The organism is Novosphingobium taihuense (assembly GCF_007830315.1).
GTDB classification, from domain to species: domain Bacteria; phylum Pseudomonadota; class Alphaproteobacteria; order Sphingomonadales; family Sphingomonadaceae; genus Novosphingobium; species Novosphingobium taihuense.
Genome location: NZ_VLKJ01000004.1, coordinates 179802 through 198499, shown reverse-complemented (window position 1 = coordinate 198499; position 18698 = coordinate 179802). Strand labels below are relative to the sequence as shown.

Sequence of the window (18698 nt, the reverse complement as noted above, 5' to 3'; positions counted from 1 at the left end):
GCTCCGGGGATCAGCTCAACCTGTAGCCGATCCCCGGCTCGTTGCGGATAAACTGAGGGCGGGCGGGATCCTCTTCGATCTTGAGCCGCAAGGCGCGGATCACCACGCGCAAGTATTCAACATCGTCACGATGCGCCTTGCCCCATACGCTTTCAAGCAAGGCGCCATGAGTCACTACACGCCCGTCGGCCTCCACCAGTGCCTGAAGCACGGCAAACTCCTTGGGCGTCAGCGCCACAAGCTTGCCTGAAATCCTGGTCTCATGACGGGGAATGTCCATGCTGAGCGGGCCGTGTTCCAAGACCTCGGCCTTGGTAATCGACCGTCCCGAACCACGCAGCGCCACCCGCAAACGCGCCAGCAGTTCGTCCCCGTCAAACGGCTTGGTGACGTAATCGCTCGCCCCAAGATCGAGTGCGGTGACTTTCTCCTGCACTTCGCCACGCGCAGAAACCACCACAACCGGCGCGTCGCATCTTGCCCGGATCAGCCCGAGCAATTCCAGCCCATCCCTATCCGGTAGCCCAAGATCGAGCAGCACCGCGTCAATCGGCCCCTGCGCCAGAGCAGCAAGCGCGGCTCTGGCATTAACTGCAGGCAAAACCTCATGCCCACCCCTGCGCAACACCACCTCCAGCAGACGCAGGATCGCCGGTTCGTCATCGATGCACATAATACGGCTCATGCTTGCCCAACCTTCACGCACGGTGCCGAAACCTCGAACCGCGCGCCACCGCTGGAACCTTGTCCGACCTCCACGTCCATGCCCATCGCATCGGCAAAGTCCTTGACGATGGCAAGGCCCAGACCGCTGCCGTCTGTCCGGTCCGAACCTTCGATCCGCCGGAACCGTTCGAAGATCAACGCACGCTCTGCCTCGGCCACTCCCGTGCCGTCATCCTCCACCGAAATGACCACGCGCCCGCCTTCGTCACGCGCCGCGACGGTCACCTTTGAGCGCGCATGGCGCAGGGCATTGTCGACGAGATTTGCCAGCACGTGATGCAGAAGCACCGGATCTCCCTGCACGAACGGCAAGTCCGCTGCCACTTCGCGGATGATCCTGACCTCTTCTGGTAGAACGAGATGGTCGCATACCCCGCCGATCACGTCGACGAGATCAAGGCTCTCACGCGACACGCTCAGCGATCCGCCCTCGATCCGTGCTGCCGCCAGCAGGTTGGCCATCATGCCATCCAGCCTGCGTGCCGCGATCAGCGCATCGCGGGCATCTGGCCGTTCGCGCTCCAGTTGCTCCAGCCGGCCGGCGATCACGGTGAGCGGCGTGCGAAAATCGTGCGCCAGCGACGCAAGGAACGTGCTGCGCAGCCGGTCGCGCGCTTCGGCAAGTTCGCGTTCGCGCCGCTCGCGCAACAGGTTCTCGCGGTCGCGCGATTGCCCGATCAGAAGGCATAGCGCGGCAACCCCTTCGATGCTGCCGCGCGTCCGGGTCAGGCCGGTCGCAGGCCTCGCCAGCGCAAGCACGGCATCACCCGGCCGGTTGCGCCGTACCAGCGGGAAGAACGTCCAGTCGGCCGCGGCCATCGTCAAAGTGCCGTGCCCAGTAACATCGCCATTGTGCAGGGCCCATGCTGCCGCCGATTGATCGAGCGAAGAGAAGCCGCCCTCACCCGCAGAAGACCCGGCCTCGTCCACCAGCACAACCTGCCCGTACCTCGCGGAAAGATAGCTCAGGGCGCGGTCGATCGCTTCTGTTGCAGGCTCGATCGACAGCAGCCCTGCCAGCGTCGCCGCTTCGGCACTGGCGTCCGCCCGCTCGTTCGCCTCGGCCTCGCGCGCCAGCAACCGGGTCGCCAGCCGCCCTGTCACGACCGCCACCGCGCATAGCACGAACACGCTGACCAGATTGTCGAGCCGATGGACCCGGAACGTGAAGCGCGGCTCCAGCAGGAAGTAGTTATAGGCGGCGGCCCCCGCCAGCGCCGCGATCATTGCCGGCACGGTTCCTCCGCGCGTCGCTGCGATCAGCACCGGCAGCAGGAACAGCAGCGATGCAGACTCCAAACCCACCGTAGGCAAGAGCGCGGACGTCAGCGCGGACACGACGGCCACCGCCAGCAAAGCCTCTAGGGCGGAGGAAAGATAGCGTGGCACGGCGCGTCTATAGCTCAATCTGGCTGCCCAGTTCGACCACCCTGTTCGGTGGAATTGCGAAATAGGCGGTCGGGTCGGACGCATTGCGGTGGAGGAACATGTAGATCACCGTCATCCAACGCGGCAAGCTCGGCCTTGAGGCAAAGCGGATTGCACTGCGCCCGACGAAGAACGAGGTCCCGCCCGGTCGCGCCAGCAGGCCTTCGCTGCGGGCAAGATCGCTCGGCACGTCGATCCGATCCATATAGCCGTAGCTCAAGCGCGCCCGCACGAAGTTTGCGTCGAGCCGCTCCAATGACAACCTGTCAGCGGGATCGACCCAGGGCCGATCCTTGGTCTGGACCTTGAGCACGATCGAGCAGCGATGCAGCACCTTGTTGTGCTTGAGGTTGTGCAGCAACGCGGCCGGAGCGTTCGCAAGATCCTGGGTCAGGAACACCGCCGTTCCCTCGATCAGCACAGGGGGACGCGCGGCAAGCGCCACGGCCATCTCGTCAAGCAGCACGCCCTGTTCCTGCTGACGCTCCAGCGCCGCCTTCCTGCCACGCAACCAGGTGAAAATCACCAGCCCGATCGCCGCAGCCGTCACCAGAGGCACCCAGCCGCCCTCGGTCACGCGCAGGATGTTGGCCCCGAAGAAGAACACGTCGAGTGCAAGGAACGGCGCGATCAGCAGGGCTGCCCACACCGGCTCCCAGTGCCAATGCCGCCAAGCGATGATGAAGGCGAGGCAGGTCGTCACCACCATCGTGCCGGTCACCGCGATGCCATAGGCTGCTGCCATTGCCGAACTGCTGCCAAAGCCAAGGACAAGCACCACCACGCCCGCCAGCAACAGCCAGTTGACTGCAGGAATGTAGATCTGCCCCATCTGCCTCTCGGACGTCTGCCGAATGGCAAGGCGCGGCAGAAGGCCCAGCGCGATAGCCTGGTGGGTCAGCGAGTAGGCGCCGGTAATCACCGCCTGGCTGGCAATGATCGTTGCCAGCGTTGCCAGCACGACCAGCGGCGCGCGCAGCGCATCGGGCGCCATCAGGAAGAACCAGTCGGCATTGGCAAGCGCCTGGCCGGAAGCTTCCGCAGCGGCCAGCGCCTTCAGAGCCATCGCGCCTTGGCCCAGATAATTGAGCGTCAGGGCTGGCCAGACGAGTCCCAGCCAGCCGATGCGGATCGGGCTCGCGCCGAAATGGCCCATGTCGGCAATCAACGCCTCTGCGCCGGTCACAGTCAGGAACACCGCGCCGAGCACAAATAGCCCAGACACCCCGTTCTCTAGCAAAAAGCGCACCGCGTAGAGCGGGTTGAACGCCTCGAGGATCGCAGGTGCATCGGCGATGTGCCACAAGCCCAGCGCAGCGAGCGCAGCAAACCAGACAAGGCAGACCGGGCCGAAAAAGGCGGCAATACCCGCCGTGCCGCGCGCCTGCACCGCAAACAGTCCGGCCAGAATGCCAAGCGTCACGCCAAGGATCATCGGCCCGCTCATGGATTCCATACCCGGTATCGTACGCAGCCCCTCCACTGCCGAAAGCACAGAAAGCGCAGGCGTGATGATCGCATCGCCATAAAACAGCGCCGCACCGGTCGCACCGAGCAACAGCACGATCGGCCATTTTCGGTTCGTTGCCCGCTCGGCCAGCGCCATGAGCGAAAGCACGCCGCCCTCGCCGTTATTGTCCATGCGCATGAGGAAAGCGACGTACTTGAGCGTCACAACCACGATCAGTGCCCACAATGCCAGCGACAGCACGCCGAGAATCTCGGGTCGCGAGATCCCGTCGGCACTTGTCTGCGCCAGCGCCTCGCGGAACGCATAGAGCGGGCTCGTGCCTATGTCCCCATAGACGACGCCAATCGCGCCCAGCGTGAGGATGGCCAGCGAATGGCGTGAAGTCTGATGGGCTTGCTGTGGATGTGGCGGCTGTGCCTCAGTCATGGTCGGTCCTTGCTCTGGAGCCTGCCCCATCGCGCAAAGCCGCATAAAGGCGCCATGCGAATGCCGGGCATGGCGCATAAAGTTCGCGTAAAGATCAACGCAGAGCCCGCCTGATGAAGATCACGTGAAGCGGGATGACTTCGCGGAAAACGCGTCCTAAGGGCGCAGCCATGGGCGGCCTTCGCACATCGCTGACGCTGCATTACCGGCTGGCAATCCTGCTGGTCGCGCTGGCATTGGGTATGAAGGCTCTCGTCCCGGCGGGGTTCATGGTCGAAGGCTCGGCGCGATCGCTGACGGTGCTGGTCTGCGCCGACAGCACCGGCGCACGCTCGTCCGTCGAGATCACGATACCGCAGTCGGGCACCAAGGTCCCCGCCTTAGCCAAGGCGCACGAAAGCTGCGCCTTTTCGACGCTGGGCTTCGCCGCGCTTGCCGCGACCGATCCGGTGCAGCTCGCGATTGCCCTCGTCTTCATCCTTGCGCTTGGCATCCTTGCCCGCGTCACGATTGCGCCGCGCGAGCGCCGCCGCTTGCTGCCGCCGCCCTGCGGCCCACCCTACGGATTGCCTGCCTGACACTCCGCGCCGGAGCAACGCTCTGGCGCAAACGATCCAGCATCGCCGCTGCCTCAAGCGGTCGGCGGCGATTGTCAGAAAGACATTCCCATGAAATCCCAAGTTGTAGCAACGGCCTCACTCGCCATGGCCCTTTCCTTCGCCGGTCCCGCCCATGCCGAAAACGCAGCCGAAGCCGAAGCCGCCAACCCCGTCATCATCGTCACTGGAAACGCGCAGGCGGATGTCGCCGAAGCGCAGGTTGCCGCAACCCCCGGCGGCGCCGATGTCGTCACCTATCAGGATTACGCGGACCGCACCGTCGTCTCGCTGCGCGACGCACTCGCCTTCTCGCCCGGCGTCTACACCCAGCCGCGCTTTGGACAGGAAGTGCGCATTTCTGTGCGCGGTTCAGGCCTCTCGCGCAGCTTTCACATGCGCGGGCTGACGCTGCTGCAGGACGGCGTGCCCATCAACCTGGCCGACGACAACGGAGATTTCCAGGAACTCGAGCCGATCTTCCTAGATCACCTCGAAGTCTATCGCGGCGCCAATGCCCTGCGTTTCGGCTCGGGCACCTTGGGTGGCGCGATCAATGGCGTGACTCCTCGTGGCGATGAGGCGCGCGGCGTCTATGCGCGGTTTGATGGCGGCTCGTTCGATTTCGCGCGCGGTCTCATTTCCGCCGGCTCTGGAGACGAACGCGCCAATGCCTGGGCCGCGATCAGCGCCGACCGCCACGATGGCGACCGCATCCATGCGACGCGCCGCTCGCTCCGCTTCAACGGCAATGTCGGCCTGAAGCTTGGTGAAGGCATCTCCACGCGCTTCTACGCCAGCGCCAACACCATCCACCAGAAACTCCCCGGCGCGCTGAGCCTCACCGATGCGCTCAACGATCCGCGCAAGGGCAACATTGTCGGCGATCAGGCGCGCAACATCGATTCCCTGCGCCTGCAGAACCGTACCACGCTCGACATCGGCGGCGGCAAGCTTGAGTTCGGCGGTTTCTTCAACGCCAAGCAACTCGACCACCCGATCTTCATGGTGATCGACCAGAAGTCCGAGGATCGCGGTCTGTTCGCGCGCGCAGAGTTTGACGCAGGCATCGTATCGCTGACCGTGGGCGGAGAATCCCGCTGGGGCACCACCCGCGCGCGCCAGTTCATGAACCTCAATGGCAAGCGGGGCGCACTAACCTTCCGCGCCTTGCAGAAGGCCCGCACCTCGAACCTTTACGGCGAAATGCGGATATCGCCGGCCGAAAGCTTCAGCCTGATCGTTGGCGGCATCTATGCCGATGGCTGGCGCGAACAGGTCCGCGAAGTGCCATCCACTGTCACCGGGCGCGCATCGTTCGATGCCTTCTCGCCCCGCTTCGGCGCGCTTTGGCGGCCCGCACCTGACGTACAGGTCTATGCCAACTACAGCCGCTCGGCCGAATTCCCGACCTTCGTGGAGCTTGCCCAACAGGCAGCGTTCGTTCCCGTTCGCCCGCAGCGCGCTTGGACAGCGGAAGTCGGCACGAGGGGCCGCATAGGCAGCCTGCACTGGGACATCTCGGCATACCGGGCCGACCTGAGAGGCGAGATGCTGCAATACACGCCCGATGCCAACGTCGGCATTCCCGCTGCCACCTTCAATGCAAGCAAAACCCTTCATCAGGGCATCGAGGCGGGCCTGGCATGGGAGCCGGTCGACTGGCTGCGCCTGCGCCAGATCTGGCAATATTCGGACTTCCGCTTCCAGGACGATGTGCAGTTCGCCAACAATCACCTACCCGTTGTCCCGCGGCACGTCCTGCGCAGCGAAGTGCGGATCGGTCGTGACGCTTTGCACATTGCTCCCAGCCTCGAATGGGTGCCGCAAGGCGCATTTGCCGATTACCGCAACACCACCCGTGCACCCGGCTATGCCCTGCTCTCGCTCAGCGCAGGTGCCACGGTCGCATCGGGGATCGAGATCTTCGCTGACCTGCGCAACCTCACCGGCAAGAAAGCAGTCGGCGACATCGCCGCCGTGATCGGCGCAAGCACATCGAACGCGATCTACTACCCGACTGAGCGCCGCGCGGCCTATGCCGGGGTGCGTGCAAGATTCTGAGCCGACTGGGCGGGCGGGAATATCTCCCGCCCGCCCCCTGGCTCTACCCTTGACCAACCCCGAAAAACCTAGCAATAGCGCCCCACCTCGCAAGAGGGGCGCTTAGCTCAGTTGGTAGAGCATCTCGTTTACACCGAGAGGGTCGGCGGTTCGAGCCCGTCAGCGCCCACCATTGCTTGCCTCGCCCCCAACCCTCTGGCCATCCCGCGCCATGCCGTAGCAGAGCGTCGTCGGATTGCGGTTGGCGCTTGTTGCCTCAATACGCCAGCCGTGCGAATCTCGCCTCATGGCCAGAGCGTCGCATGCCATCCTTGTAGCCTCGCTGGCGGCACTGCTCGCCGGATGCATCGGATCGCCCGAACAGCCTACGCGCAAGCCTTCGCGCAGCAGCACCGGCTCTTCGCTCAGCCAGTCTCCCCAGACACGCGCCTGCCTTGCCAGCCTGGGCACGACTCGCGCAAGCTTCACCCCGCTGGCTGACCAGTATTACGGCGCAGGCTGCGCCACCTTGGGCACGGTCAAACTTGGCTGGCTGCAGGGGGATGACGGGCGGCTCGACATTTCGAACCTCGGCCCTGTCTCGTGCCCTGCGGCCACGGCATTGCAAGGCTGGGCCCGATTCGGGGTGGATCGTGCCGCGCGGCAGATTCTCGGAAGCCCGCTGGCCCGGATCGAAACGATGGGTAGCTATTCGTGCCGCAACGTGGCGGGCACCTCGCGCCTCTCCGCCCACGCCACCGCCAACGCGATCGACATCGCCGGGTTCCGCCTAGCCGACGGGCGCCGCATCATCGTGGCGAACGACTGGAATTCTTCTTCACCGCAGACCCGCGCTTTCCTGCGCACGATCCGCGACAGCGCCTGCAAGCGCTTCGGCACAGTCCTCACACCGGACTACAACGCCGCGCACCGCGATCATCTTCATCTCGAACCCGGCGGTCTCAAGTCCTTCTGTCGCTGAACCGGCGGCTTCAGGCCGCCACGTCATCCAGCCCCGTGGCCTCGATCCGCAGGCGTACCGCCTCGGCGGCGTGGCGCGCACCGAGCTTGCCCATCATTTTCATGCGATGGATTTCCACTGTCCGCGGGCTGATGTCGAGTTCGCGGGCGATAGCCTTGTTGCTGCAGCCTTCGGCCAGCCTGTCGAGCACTTCGCGTTCACGCAGCGACAGACGCGAAATCCGCTGCCGCGCCTCGGCGGCGCGGGCGCGCTGAGCTCGGAATGTGTCGGCTTCACGGGTGGCCCGGGCCACTGCTTCATTCAGAGGAGCGATTTGCGTCGGCTGCGCAAGATAGTCGAGAGCGCCAGCCTTGATTGCCGAGACCACCGCCGCAGTCTGAGGCGCTTCGGCTATGGCGACAACCGGCAGCCAGTGCCCGGCGTGCATCATTGCCGCGATCAGCTTGCGTATCCCTTCGCCCACCGGTTCGTCTTGCGCCAGCACAAGACCGCCCGAAGGCGCGTGCGCAAGAAGCTCCCCGGCGGACGCGTAGATTTCCGCGTGGTGGCCAGCAGCGAAGGCCAATCGTGCGAGCTGCGCACGGCGGGCGGAATCGCTATCGAGAATGTGGAGTGTGACACGATCAACCATGCGGGTAATTAATCACCCTCCTGCAAGAATTGGCCACAGGGGTTAGCTTCGTATTGAACCGAAACCAGCCCGCAAATGACCACTTATACAGGTTCTCCCTAAGGGAGATCGCTTCGGGAACGGATCAATTATATCCCGGTTTACCAAAACCCTCGCCCCGGCAGCGCCGCGAACAAGGGTTTTCTTTCATGTGGTGGTATTTTTTGGAAAGGCGTGATTAACCATCACCTTACCTGCCTGCTGAGTCGCAGGACAATCCTTGGCCGAGTTCAGTTGCCCCCGGCCTGCTCCGCCGGATTGTCGAACGTGTAATCCGGCAACGAATGGAAAGCCTGCCGCAAGGCTTCACTCCAGCTTGACGAGATCGACTTGAAGTAGGGATCGCTGGCAAGGATGCGGCGCTGATGCAACGGCTCGAACCTGTCCCGCTCCATCACCATCAGGTCAAACGGCAGACCCACCGACAGGTTCGCCGCCACCGTGGAATCGAACGAGACCATCATCAGCTTCACCGCGTCCTCGAAGCTCATCGTCCGGTCATAGCCGCGCAGCAGGATCGGACGGCCGTACTTGGTCTCGCCGATCTGGAAGAACGGCGTATCGAAGCTCGCCTCGATAAAGTTGCCTTCGGGATAGATCATGAACAGGCGCGGTTCCATGTCCTTGATCTGGCCCGCCACGATGATCGATGCGGTAAAGCGCGGCCCTTCGGACTTCATTCCGCCTTCCTGCCGCCCTTCGATTACGTTGCGCAGCAGGTTGCCGACAAGAGTCGCCACCTGGAACATGGTCGGCGCTTCAAGGACAGATGGTCTGCGGTCGCTCGGCGCCTTGTTCCGTTCCTCAAGCTGCGAGATCACGGCCTGCGTCGTGGCAAGGTTGCCGGCGGTCATGATCGTGATCTGACGTTCACCAGGAACCGACCAGTGGAACATCTTGCGGAAAACCGAGATATTGTCGACGCCGGAATTGGTGCGCGTGTCGCTCATCATGACAAGCCCCTTGTCGAGCACCATTCCCACGCAATACGTCATTATCCTGCCCCGATTTTTCCCCGTCGCCACGATGCAATCCGGCGCTCTGGCCGAGGCGTAGACCGAATCCACCCGGTCAGGCCTCGCGCGCGGGCTTATTGTTCCACACGCTGTTGCTGCACGGCAAGCTTCACGTGCATCGATTCGTCTCGTGCACCATACCTTATTCCCGTCACCGGCGCAGCATCGCGATAATCGCGACCGGTCGCCACCCGCACATAACGGGCGTCCGGGCTGATTCCGTTGGAGATATCAAAGCCAACCCAGCCCAGTCCCTCGACAAAGGCCTCGGCCCAGGCATGCCCTGCGTCCTGATCGATGCGGTCATCCATCATCAGGTAGCCGCTGACGTAGCGCGCCGGGATACCCAGCGCTCGCGCAGCGCCGATGAATACGTGAGCATGATCCTGACACACCCCGCGACCTGCCAGCAGCACGCCTTCGGCTGTGGTGTCGGAGTCGGTATGGCCAGCCGCATACTCCACCCGACCGCGGATTAACGACGACAGGCCATGAAGTGTCGCCAGCGTGTTCGGCTCGTCCGGCAGGGCTGCGAGCAGGCCTCGCGTCCGCGCCCCTGCACGCGTCAGGTCGGTCTGTTCGACGAACTGCCACAACGGCATGAAGCCCGAATGGCGCCCCATCACGCCGCATTCGTCGCTGGTATCGACCACCCCCTCGCAACGGATGGTCACCTCGGTCACCCCCGGATCGAACGAGATGAGCGTGACGTGGTTGCAGTTGGCGTCGTCGTATTCCACCTGCAGCTGCGCACCTTCGAAATGCATGTTCCATTCGAGAACGCGCTGCCCTGCCGAAGTCTTCGGCATCAGCCGCAACCGCTGCATCCCCCGGCTGACCGGCCCGGAAAAGACGTAATGCGTAGTATGATCGACGCTCAGGCGCATGGGCTGTGTTGTCCTCGGGGCCTAGTCGATGAAACGGTAGTCGCGCTGGATCTGCAGTGCCAGCGCCGTGTTGGAGCGGATGAAGCCGCCGATGAATTCATGCAGGCCCTGCTCGAAGATCGCTTCGATCGTCGCCTGATGGAACCGGCAATCGGCATCGCGCAGGATCTCGTGAGAGTGCATCTCCCCTCCATACTCGCGAGCGAGACTGGCAAGGTTCGACCGCAGCTTGGAATAGCAGAACGCCAGGCTGCGCGGGAAACGCCCGTCGAGGATCAGGAACTCGGCAATGCCACGTGGGTCCATCCGGCCGGCATTGAGCCAGCGATAGGCACGCTCCCCCGCCACGGAACGCAGCACGTTCTCCCACTGCACGTTGTCGAGGCTCGATCCCACGTAGGAAATCGACGGCAGCAGCACGTAGTACTTCACGTCCAGAATGCGGGCGGTGTTGTCGGCCCGCTCGATGAAGCTGCCCAGCCGCGCGAAGTTGTAGATCTCGTTGCGCAGCATGGTGCCTTCCATGGCCCCGCGCACTTGCGTCGACTGGCGACGGACAAGGTCGAGCACATCGCCCAGCCGCGTTTCCGTAACCGGACGTGCCAGCGCCTCCTTCAGCTTCATCCAGCCGTCGTTGACCGATTCCCACACCTCGCGGGTGATGCCGCCGCGCACCATGCGCGCATTGGTCCGTGCCATCTCGGTCATCGCCATGACGCTGCCGGGATTGTCCTTGTCGCGCAGGATGTAGTTGAACACGTGCGGGCCGGTGTATTCCGTCCCGTGCCGCGCCTCGAACCCCGGCCTCAGCCCGAGCGTGACGATCAGCGAGCGCCACTCGTCCGAAGCGTCCGAGGCATCGCGGGTCAGCGCCATGCGGAACCCCGCCTCGATCAGGCGCGAGATGTTCTCCGCACGCTCGAGGTAGCGGAACAGCCAGAATATGCCGTTTGCGGATCTGCCTAACATCAGTCGTCCAGTACCCAGCTGTCCTTGGTCCCGCCGCCCTGCGACGAGTTGACCACCAGCGACCCCTTCTTCAGCGCCACGCGAGTCAATCCGCCGGGCGTGATGTCGATCCCGTTGGGGCTCACCAGCACGAACGGACGCAAGTCCACGTGGCGCGGCGCAAGTCCTGCCTTGGTCAGGATCGGCACGGTCGAGAGCGAGAGCGTGGGCTGCGCGATGTAGTTTTCGGGCTTCGCCCGCAGCTTGGCCTCGAACGCGGCCAGTTCCTTGCGCGAAGAGGTCGGCCCGATCAGCATGCCGTAGCCGCCCGACCCGTGCACTTCCTTGACCACCAGCTCGGCCAGATTGTCGAGCACGTACTTAAGCGAATCCGGCTCGGCACAGCGCCACGTCGGCACGTTCTGCAGGATCGGCTTCTCGCCAGTATAGAACTCGACGATCTCGGGCATGAACGAATAGATCGCCTTGTCGTCGCATATGCCCGTGCCCGGCGCGTTGGCGATAGTGATCCCGCCCGCGCGATAGACGTCCATGATCCCCGATACGCCCAGCACGCTGTTGGGATTGAACGTCAACGGGTCGAGATATTCGTCATCCACCCGGCGATAAAGCACGTCGATCGGCTGGTAGCCGCGCGTGGTGCGCATCGCGATGCGCCCGTTCTCCACACGCAGGTCGCTGCCCTCGACCAGTTCCGCGCCCATCTGGTCGGCAAGGAACGCATGCTCGAAATAGGCCGAATTGTAGATCCCCGGCGTCAGTACCGCGACGACCGGCTTCTTGCCATCGCAGGCCGGCGGCGCACAGGCGGCAAGGCTGCGGGCAAGACGGCGCGGATAGTCCGAAACCTCGCGTACCCGAACCCTGGTGAACAGTTCCGGGAACATTGCCATCATCGTCTCGCGGTTCTCCAGCATGTAGGAGACACCGGACGGCGTGCGGGCATTGTCCTCCAGCACCATGAAATCGTCCTCGCCCGTGCGGACAAGGTCGATGCCGACGATATGCGTATAGACCCCGCCCGGCGGCGTGAAACCGACCATCTCGGGCAGGAACGCCACGTTGTTCTTTAGCAGCCGCGCCGGAAGACGGCCCGACCGGACGATTTCCTGCCGGTGATAGAGATCGTGAAGAAACGCATTTAGCGCCCGAACCCGCTGCTCGATACCACGGGAAAGCTTGCGCCATTGCTGCGCGGTGATGATCCGCGGCACCATGTCGAAGGGAATGAGCCGCTCTTCGGCGTCCTCGTTGCCATAGACATTGAAAGTGATGCCGGTGCGGCGGAAAAAGGCTTCGGCTTCGCTGCCCTTGCGCCGCAGCAGGTCCGGCGGCTGCTGGTCGTACCACTGGCAGTATCCCGCGTAAGCAGGCCGCACCGAGCCATCGGCGTTGAGCATCTCGTCGTAGGACGAGGGCGATGTTGTTTTCATAGGCACATCCCGTCTGCACCCAAGCTTGCACAACGAATCGCCTTTGCCAAGCGCGCCAATGCTGCACTGCGAAATAAAGTTGCACCGCTTTGACTGCCACAATCAGGCAAGCAATTTTCCTTGCCTGATTGCGTCCGGGATGAGAATTAATCGCTCAACTAAATTTCCGGAGAACCGCGATGCCACAAGTTCGCAAGCGCACCTGCCATATCTGCGAAGCCAACTGCGGCGTGCTGGTCGAAGTCGAGGGAACCCGGATTCTCTCGATCAAGGGCGATGCGGATAACCCTTTGTCACGCGGGCATATTTGCCCCAAAGGCACCGCGCTTCAGGACTTGCAGGAAGACCCGGACCGCTTGCGCAAACCCTTGAAGCGCGTTGGATCGGACTGGCAGGAAATCAGCTTCGAACAGGCCTTTGCCGAGATCGGAGAGAAGGTCCGCGCCATCCTCGCGCGCGATCCTGACAGTTCGGCCGTCTACATCGGCAACCCCAACGCGCACTCTTATGGCAACGCGCTCAACGCAGGCTTCCTCGAGAAGGCGCTGCGCACCCGGACCAAGTTTTCCGCCAGCACCGTCGACCAGATGCCGAACCATGTCGCAAACCTGCGGCTCTGGGGCCACGCCAGCATGTTCCCGATTCCCGATGCGGATCGCACGCAGACGCTCGTCATCCTCGGCGGCAATCCGATGGCATCGAACGGATCGCTCTGGACCGTCCCTGATTTCCGCAACCGCATGAAGGACCTGCGCGCGCGCGGCGGCGAACTCGTCGTCATCGACCCGCGCCGCACCGAAACCGCCAAGATCGCCGACCGCCACCTGTTCATCCGCCCGGCAAGCGACGTCTTCTTCCTCGTTGCGTTGCTGAAAGCGGTCATGGCGCGCAAGCCGCACCGCCCGGTGCAGGACTTCGTCACCGGCCTTGATGAAGTCGCCGCCCTGCTTGAGCGCTTCGATAGCGAAGCCTGCGCGCAGGCAAGCGCCGTTCCCCTCGCAGAGATCGAGCGCCTGGCCGACCGCTTCGCCGCAGGACCTGCCGCTCTCTATGGACGGATGGGAACAGCAACCCAGGCCAATGGTACGCTGAATGCCTGGCTTATCTCCTTGATAAACATCGCATCCGGCCAGCTGGACCGCGAAGGCGGCTGGGTCTTCGGCCTGCCTGCGGTCGATACCGTAAACGCCCTTCCTCCCGGCTCGATCGGCAAGTACAGCTCACGCGTATCGGGCCACCGCTCTGTCCTCGGCGAATTTCCTGCCGCCGCCATGGCAGAGGAAATCGAGACACCGGGCCAGGGCCAGATCAAGGCGCTGTTCGTCGTCGCCGGCAATCCTGTCCTGTCCACCCCCAACGGCGCACGCCTGGCCAAGGCCTTGGAATCGCTGGACCTGATGGTCTCGATCGACATCTACCGCAACGCCACCAGCGCCCACGCGCACTACATCCTGCCGCCTGCAGGCCCGCTGGAACGCGATCACTACGGCCTCTTCCTCCTGCCCATGGCCGCACGCACCATCGCGGTCTATTCGCCGCCGACGCTGCCGCAGGCCGAAGGTTCGCTCCATGACTGGGAGATCTTGCGCGGGCTCGCCCATGCGATCAGTGGAGAACCGGTGCAGGCCCCCACCCCGCGCGAGGCGCTTGACGGACTTCTCCAAGCCGGTCCCTACGGCCTCACACTCCAAGAGGTCGAAGCCGTGCCCTCGGGCATCGATCTGGGTCCGCCGCCTGTCGGCCAGTTGCCCGCCCGCCTGCGCTCTGCCTCGAAGAGTGTGCCCTGTGCCATACCAGAGTTCATGGTTTGCCTCGAAGAGTTGGAAGTCCCCAACAGCGAGGTTTCCGAGGGCCTGAGACTGATCGGAAGGCGCCATCTGCGCACCAACAACTCGTGGCTCGCCAACAGTCGCCGCCTCATCAAGGGCCCCGACCGCTGCACGGTGATGATCAATCCGACCGACGCAGAACAGCGCGGCATCGCTGATGGCGCCACCGTCAAGGTCCGCTCAAGTGCCGGAGAAATAAGCCTTTCCGCCGAGGTGACGGACGACATGATGCCCGGCACCGTCTCCATCCCCCACGGCTGGGGCCACGCCCTCCCCGGCGTCGCCATGGCCAACGCGCTGGGCAAACCCGGCGTCAGCGTCAACGACATAACCCTGAACGAAGTCGACCCGCTATCGGGCAACGCGGCGCTGAGCGGGATCGCAGTGGAGGTGGAGGTGGCTTAGTACCCCGCAACCAACCGCTTCAACATCGCCGCCACGTCGGGATGTGCGGCGAAGCCCAGATGCGTGCAACGCATTGGAATTGCTAAGTCTCGCTCGCCCTTGCGGCCGCAGGAGGAGCGGGGGGAGACGATGCCGTCGCGCGCGCTCCAGAGCGCTACGGTCGGCACCGGCGGCTTGGCTGACATGTCCTGCCCGATCGGCGGTTCATCGACCGAGTGCCCGGCGATAAGCTGGTAGGCACGCCAGGCGTTGTTGGCGCGGCGGTCTCCGGAGAAGGGCGTGCCCATGGTGACGACCAGCCGCACGGCTTCAGGATGGGCCTTGGCCACCTCGCGCGCGAAGATTCCGCCGAGGCTCCAGCCGACGAGCACCAGTGACTCACCTTCCCTTCGTGCCATGGTCACGACACGTTCGCACAGGCGTTCGAAGCGATCTTCTGTCGGCCCGAAGTTGAATCCCAGACCCCAGTCGCTGACCCGATGGCCTGCCGCCTCGAGCGCGAGCCGCAAAGGCTTCATCCGCACAGGGTGCGTGCCGAAGCCGGGGAGAAGCATCACGGCCCGGGATGAGGAAGCGGGCTCGTCTGAAACCTGCATCTGGCGCGAGGCCTGCCAATGCTCGACCGGCGTGCGCAATTCGCCCAGCAGCGCCTGCCACTTCGGCCCGCGCACGTCAGCAGGACGCGGCTGAAACGCCAGCGCCCCGCGCCGCGCGATCTCCTCGCGCAGCTGCGCCAGCCGCGCAGTTGCCTGCGCGAATCCGCTTGCCTGTTCCGGTTGATTCAAGATCATCGCCATTGCCTGCGCCCTATCGGCCTAACCGCCGATGAACGCCAGCATTTGGCGATTGTTTCAAATTCGCGTCAAAAAAAGTGACTTTGAATGCGCCATCAGGCCCGGGATGACGGGAGGTGGGTGAGCAGAGCACCCCTCAGGCAAGCCGGTTACCCCTACTCATCCCCCTTGCACTCGCCCTTGTGCTTTGAACTCAGGCCCATCTGCATGACCATGTTCTTGCCGTTGGGGGCAGTGCCGACCATGTCCATGGTCATATCGTAGGTGTCCGGGCTGTAGGTGCCCGCCAGCGTCATCTTGGCCGAATTGCCTGCGTCGTCGCCAGTACCCTTGCAAGTCATGGTCGCATCGATCTTGCCATTGCCCATGGTGAAAGAGTCGTACTTGCAGTCCTCACCCTGCTGGCCGAAGAACTTGCCGTCCGGCTTCTCCGCCTCCTCCTTGGTCAGGCATGAGGCGAATGTCTTGGTCTGGCCGAGCATTTCCTGCATCGCAGCCTTGGCTTCGGGCGGCATGCCTTCAACGTCGAACTTCTTGAACTGCATGGTCAATTCCCAGCGACCGGGATTTAGCTTCATGCCGGCATCGGCCACCGACTTGGCGACCTCGGCGGTGCTCGCGTTCTTCTTCTCGACTGTCGCGTCGTCACCACAGCCTGCAAGCAGCAGCAGCGGTATCAGGGCAGTTGCAGCGCGCATGGGCGTCATCCTCTCTCGTTCCTGCGCAAGAGGCTAACACCCCGGACCAAAAGCGCCAGTGCGCCATATCACCGCTCTCGCCCGGTTGCGCGGACGCGGTTTGTTCCCCATATCCCCGCCATGGCCGAACTCGTTATCCGCAGGGGACTCGAAGAGCCCGACACTTCCGGCACGTTCGTGCCCCACCGCCCCGCCCGCCCCGACAAGATCGAGGGCGGCAGGCCGTTCAAGGTCGTCTCCGAATATCAGCCTGCGGGCGACCAGCCAACTGCGATTGCCGATCTGGTGGCGGCGGCCCGCGATGGCGACCAGACGCAGGTGCTGCTCGGCGTAACCGGTTCGGGCAAGACCTTCACCATGGCCAAGGTGATCGAGGAACTCCAGCGCCCTGCCCTGATCCTTGCGCCCAACAAGATCCTTGCCGCGCAGCTCTATGGCGAGATGAAGAGCTTCTTTCCCGAGAACGCGGTGGAGTACTTCGTCTCGTACTACGACTATTACCAGCCTGAGGCCTACGTCCCCCGGTCTGACACCTACATCGAGAAGGAGAGCTCGACCAACGAGGCGATCGACCGGATGCGACATTCGGCCACGCGGTCGTTGCTCGAACGCGACGACGTGATCATCGTCGCCTCAGTCTCGTGCATCTACGGCATCGGCTCGGTCGAGACCTATTCGGCAATGATCTTCGACCTCAAGGTCGGGCAGAGCGTGGACAGCGGCGAGATTATCCGCAAGCTGGTGGCGCTGCAGTACAAGCGCAACGACGCAGGCTTCGGGCGCGGCAACTTCCGGGTGCGCGGAGACAATCTCGAAATCTTCCCCTCGCATTATGACGATACCGCCTGGCGGATAAGCTTCTTCGGCGACGAGGTGGAGGAGATCGTCGAGTTCGACCCGCTGACCGGCAAGAGCGGCGCGAAACTGAACAACGTGCGTGTCTATGCCAACTCGCACTACGTGACGCCTGGGCCGACGATGCAGCAGGCGGCGCAGGCGATCCGCTTCGAGCTGACCGAGCGGCTCAAGGAGCTGGTCGAGGAAGGCAAGCTGCTGGAGGCCCAGCGGCTGGAGCAGCGTACCAACTTCGATCTGGAAATGATCGCCGCCACCGGATCGTGCGCGGGGATCGAGAATTACAGCCGCTTCCTGACGGGTCGTCTTCCGGGCGAACCGCCGCCGACGCTGTTCGAGTACCTGCCCGACAACTGCCTGCTATTCCTTGACGAAAGCCACCAGACCGTGCCGCAGATCGGCGCGATGGCGCGCGGGGACCACCGCCGCAAGATGACGCTGGCCGAATACGGCTTCCGCCTGCCGAGCTGTATCGACAACCGCCCGCTGCGCTTCAACGAATGGGACGCGATGCGGCCGCAGACCATCGCGGTCTCCGCCACGCCCGCCTCTTGGGAAATGGAGCAGGCAGGCGGTGTCTTTGCCGAGCAGGTCATTCGCCCGACCGGACTGATCGACCCGCCGGTGCTGATCCGCCCGGTCGAGGATCAGGTGCAGGACTGCATCAACGAGTGCAAGCTGACTGCCCAGCAAGGCTACCGCACGCTCGTGACGACGCTGACCAAACGCATGGCCGAAGACCTCACCGAGTTCATGCACGAAGCGGGCCTTCGCGTGCGCTACATGCACTCGGACGTCGAGACGCTGGAGCGCATCGAACTGATCCGCGACTTGCGACTGGGCGTCTATGACGTGCTGGTTGGGATCAACCTGCTGCGCGAGGGCCTCGACATTCCCGAATGCGGGCTGGTGTGCATTCTGGACGCGGACAAGGAAGGCTTCCTGCGCAGCGAAACCTCGCTGATCCAGACCATCGGCCGCGCCGCGCGCAACGTGGATGGCCGCGTGATCCTCTATGCCGACCGCATGACCGGATCGATGGAACGCGCCATCGCGGAGACCGACCGTCGCCGCGCCAAGCAGGAGGAATACAACGCCCTCCACGGCATCACCCCGCAGACGATCAAGCGCAACATCCACGATATCGTGGCGGACACGGCGAGCCGCGACGGCGTGCTGGTCGACATCGACGCGGACGGCGCCAACAACCTCGTCGGCCACAACCTGCGCGCCTACATCGAAGACCTCGAAAAGAAGATGCGCGCGGCAGCGGCGGATCTGGAATTCGAGGAAGCCGGACGGTTGCGCGACGAGATCAGGAAGCTGGAGGCGACCGAATTGGGGCTGCCGGAAGGGGATCGGAAAGCGCCGATCGTCGGGCGGAGCAACGAGGGCAAGCCGGGCACGAGGAAGACGCGGTACGGGAAGAGCCAAAAGACGAAGTGGGGGAAGTAAAATCACGAATATTTT

The 18698-nt window shown here is 63.7% G+C and carries 15 protein-coding genes and 1 tRNA gene; 6 read left to right on the top strand and 10 right to left on the bottom strand.

Annotated elements, in window-relative coordinates; genetic code table 11:
* Positions 1–10: 10 nt before the first annotated feature.
* From IQ25_RS10295 to IQ25_RS10285, 3 genes are read right to left on the bottom strand one after another with little or no spacing between them, the layout of a single operon-like run.
* Positions 11–685: a response regulator transcription factor gene (locus IQ25_RS10295; protein ID WP_144905430.1), complete on the bottom strand. Its 675-nt coding sequence runs from the start codon at positions 683–685 to the stop codon at positions 11–13.
* The gene (locus IQ25_RS10290; RefSeq protein ID WP_246415482.1) at positions 682–2133 is read right to left on the bottom strand and encodes an ATP-binding protein; all 1452 of its coding nucleotides are present in this window, start codon (positions 2131–2133) and stop codon (positions 682–684) included. Before IQ25_RS10290 ends, IQ25_RS10295 begins: the two co-directional genes overlap by 4 nt.
* Entirely contained in the window at positions 2123–4051 is a 1929-nt protein-coding gene (locus tag IQ25_RS10285) for a potassium transporter Kup (RefSeq protein ID WP_144905428.1), read from the bottom strand. The genes IQ25_RS10290 and IQ25_RS10285 overlap by 11 nt, the downstream gene beginning before the upstream one ends.
* A 170-nt stretch (positions 4052–4221) precedes the next feature.
* Here IQ25_RS10285 and IQ25_RS10280 point away from each other — a divergent pair, with 170 nt between their 5' ends.
* The 4 genes from IQ25_RS10280 to IQ25_RS10265 all read left to right on the top strand — a co-directional run bounded on the left by IQ25_RS10280 (position 4222) and on the right by IQ25_RS10265 (position 7672).
* On the top strand, positions 4222–4629 hold the full coding sequence (locus IQ25_RS10280) for a hypothetical protein (protein ID WP_144905426.1): 408 nt from the start codon (positions 4222–4224) through the stop codon (positions 4627–4629).
* 90 nt (positions 4630–4719) lie between these two features.
* Positions 4720–6711, top strand: a complete 1992-nt coding sequence (locus tag IQ25_RS10275; RefSeq protein WP_144905424.1) for a TonB-dependent receptor family protein — start codon at positions 4720–4722, stop codon at positions 6709–6711.
* A 96-nt stretch (positions 6712–6807) separates the two neighbouring features.
* Positions 6808–6883: transfer RNA gene (locus IQ25_RS10270), tRNA-Val, on the top strand.
* Between the two features lie 114 nt (positions 6884–6997).
* Positions 6998–7672 carry an extensin family protein gene (locus tag IQ25_RS10265; RefSeq protein ID WP_144905422.1) on the top strand — a complete coding sequence of 225 codons (675 nt, stop codon included), beginning with the start codon at positions 6998–7000 and terminating at the stop codon, positions 7670–7672.
* A 10-nt stretch (positions 7673–7682) separates the two neighbouring features.
* On the opposite strand, the gene IQ25_RS10260 is transcribed toward IQ25_RS10265, so the two are convergent.
* The 5 genes from IQ25_RS10260 to IQ25_RS10240 all read right to left on the bottom strand — a co-directional run bounded on the left by IQ25_RS10260 (position 7683) and on the right by IQ25_RS10240 (position 12647).
* Entirely contained in the window at positions 7683–8303 is a 621-nt protein-coding gene (locus tag IQ25_RS10260) for a response regulator transcription factor (RefSeq protein WP_144905421.1), read from the bottom strand.
* A 269-nt stretch (positions 8304–8572) separates the two neighbouring features.
* Positions 8573–9337: a proteasome-type protease gene (locus tag IQ25_RS10255; RefSeq protein ID WP_144905419.1), complete on the bottom strand. Its 765-nt coding sequence runs from the start codon at positions 9335–9337 to the stop codon at positions 8573–8575.
* Positions 9338–9432: 95 nt separating this feature from the next.
* Positions 9433–10245, bottom strand: coding sequence for a transglutaminase family protein (locus tag IQ25_RS10250; RefSeq protein WP_144905417.1), 813 nt, complete (start codon positions 10243–10245; stop codon positions 9433–9435).
* 21 nt (positions 10246–10266) lie between these two features.
* Positions 10267–11214: an alpha-E domain-containing protein gene (locus IQ25_RS10245; protein WP_144905415.1), complete on the bottom strand. Its 948-nt coding sequence runs from the start codon at positions 11212–11214 to the stop codon at positions 10267–10269.
* On the bottom strand, positions 11214–12647 hold the full coding sequence (locus IQ25_RS10240) for a circularly permuted type 2 ATP-grasp protein (protein WP_144905413.1): 1434 nt from the start codon (positions 12645–12647) through the stop codon (positions 11214–11216). The genes IQ25_RS10245 and IQ25_RS10240 overlap by 1 nt, the downstream gene beginning before the upstream one ends.
* Positions 12648–12826: 179 nt before the next feature.
* On the opposite strand from IQ25_RS10240, the gene IQ25_RS10235 reads away from it, so the two are divergent.
* Positions 12827–14881 carry a molybdopterin oxidoreductase family protein gene (locus tag IQ25_RS10235; protein ID WP_144905411.1) on the top strand — a complete coding sequence of 685 codons (2055 nt, stop codon included), beginning with the start codon at positions 12827–12829 and terminating at the stop codon, positions 14879–14881.
* On the opposite strand, the gene IQ25_RS10230 is transcribed toward IQ25_RS10235, so the two are convergent.
* Both IQ25_RS10230 and IQ25_RS10225 read right to left on the bottom strand, forming a co-directional pair.
* Positions 14878–15672, bottom strand: a complete 795-nt coding sequence (locus tag IQ25_RS10230) for an esterase/lipase family protein (protein ID WP_144905810.1) — start codon at positions 15670–15672, stop codon at positions 14878–14880. The two genes, IQ25_RS10235 and IQ25_RS10230, sit on opposite strands and share 4 nt — an antisense overlap.
* A 158-nt stretch (positions 15673–15830) precedes the next feature.
* Positions 15831–16373: a DUF3617 domain-containing protein gene (locus tag IQ25_RS10225; RefSeq protein ID WP_158637725.1), complete on the bottom strand. Its 543-nt coding sequence runs from the start codon at positions 16371–16373 to the stop codon at positions 15831–15833.
* Positions 16374–16493: 120 nt separating this feature from the next.
* Here IQ25_RS10225 and uvrB point away from each other — a divergent pair, with 120 nt between their 5' ends.
* Positions 16494–18683: an excinuclease ABC subunit UvrB gene (gene uvrB / locus IQ25_RS10220; RefSeq protein WP_144905407.1), complete on the top strand. Its 2190-nt coding sequence runs from the start codon at positions 16494–16496 to the stop codon at positions 18681–18683.
* The last annotated feature ends 15 nt before the right edge of the window (positions 18684–18698 follow it).

Excerpts from the sequence above, each read along its gene's own strand:
- IQ25_RS10295 (WP_144905430.1), bottom strand. The coding sequence starts at position 685 with ATGAGCCGTATTATGTGCATCGATGACGAACCGGCGATCCTGCGTCTG.
- IQ25_RS10285 (WP_144905428.1), bottom strand. The coding sequence starts at position 4,051 with ATGACTGAGGCACAGCCGCCACATCCACAGCAAGCCCATCAGACTTCA.
- IQ25_RS10280 (WP_144905426.1), top strand. The coding sequence starts at position 4,222 with ATGGGCGGCCTTCGCACATCGCTGACGCTGCATTACCGGCTGGCAATC.
- IQ25_RS10275 (WP_144905424.1), top strand. The coding sequence starts at position 4,720 with ATGAAATCCCAAGTTGTAGCAACGGCCTCACTCGCCATGGCCCTTTCC.
- IQ25_RS10265 (WP_144905422.1), top strand. The coding sequence starts at position 6,998 with ATGGCCAGAGCGTCGCATGCCATCCTTGTAGCCTCGCTGGCGGCACTG.
- IQ25_RS10260 (WP_144905421.1), bottom strand. The coding sequence starts at position 8,303 with ATGGTTGATCGTGTCACACTCCACATTCTCGATAGCGATTCCGCCCGC.
- IQ25_RS10255 (WP_144905419.1), bottom strand. The coding sequence starts at position 9,337 with ATGACGTATTGCGTGGGAATGGTGCTCGACAAGGGGCTTGTCATGATG.
- IQ25_RS10250 (WP_144905417.1), bottom strand. The coding sequence starts at position 10,245 with ATGCGCCTGAGCGTCGATCATACTACGCATTACGTCTTTTCCGGGCCG.
- IQ25_RS10245 (WP_144905415.1), bottom strand. The coding sequence starts at position 11,214 with ATGTTAGGCAGATCCGCAAACGGCATATTCTGGCTGTTCCGCTACCTC.
- IQ25_RS10240 (WP_144905413.1), bottom strand. The coding sequence starts at position 12,647 with ATGAAAACAACATCGCCCTCGTCCTACGACGAGATGCTCAACGCCGAT.
- IQ25_RS10235 (WP_144905411.1), top strand. The coding sequence starts at position 12,827 with ATGCCACAAGTTCGCAAGCGCACCTGCCATATCTGCGAAGCCAACTGC.
- IQ25_RS10230 (WP_144905810.1), bottom strand. The coding sequence starts at position 15,672 with ATGATCTTGAATCAACCGGAACAGGCAAGCGGATTCGCGCAGGCAACT.
- IQ25_RS10225 (WP_158637725.1), bottom strand. The coding sequence starts at position 16,373 with ATGCGCGCTGCAACTGCCCTGATACCGCTGCTGCTGCTTGCAGGCTGT.
- uvrB (WP_144905407.1), top strand. The coding sequence starts at position 16,494 with ATGGCCGAACTCGTTATCCGCAGGGGACTCGAAGAGCCCGACACTTCC.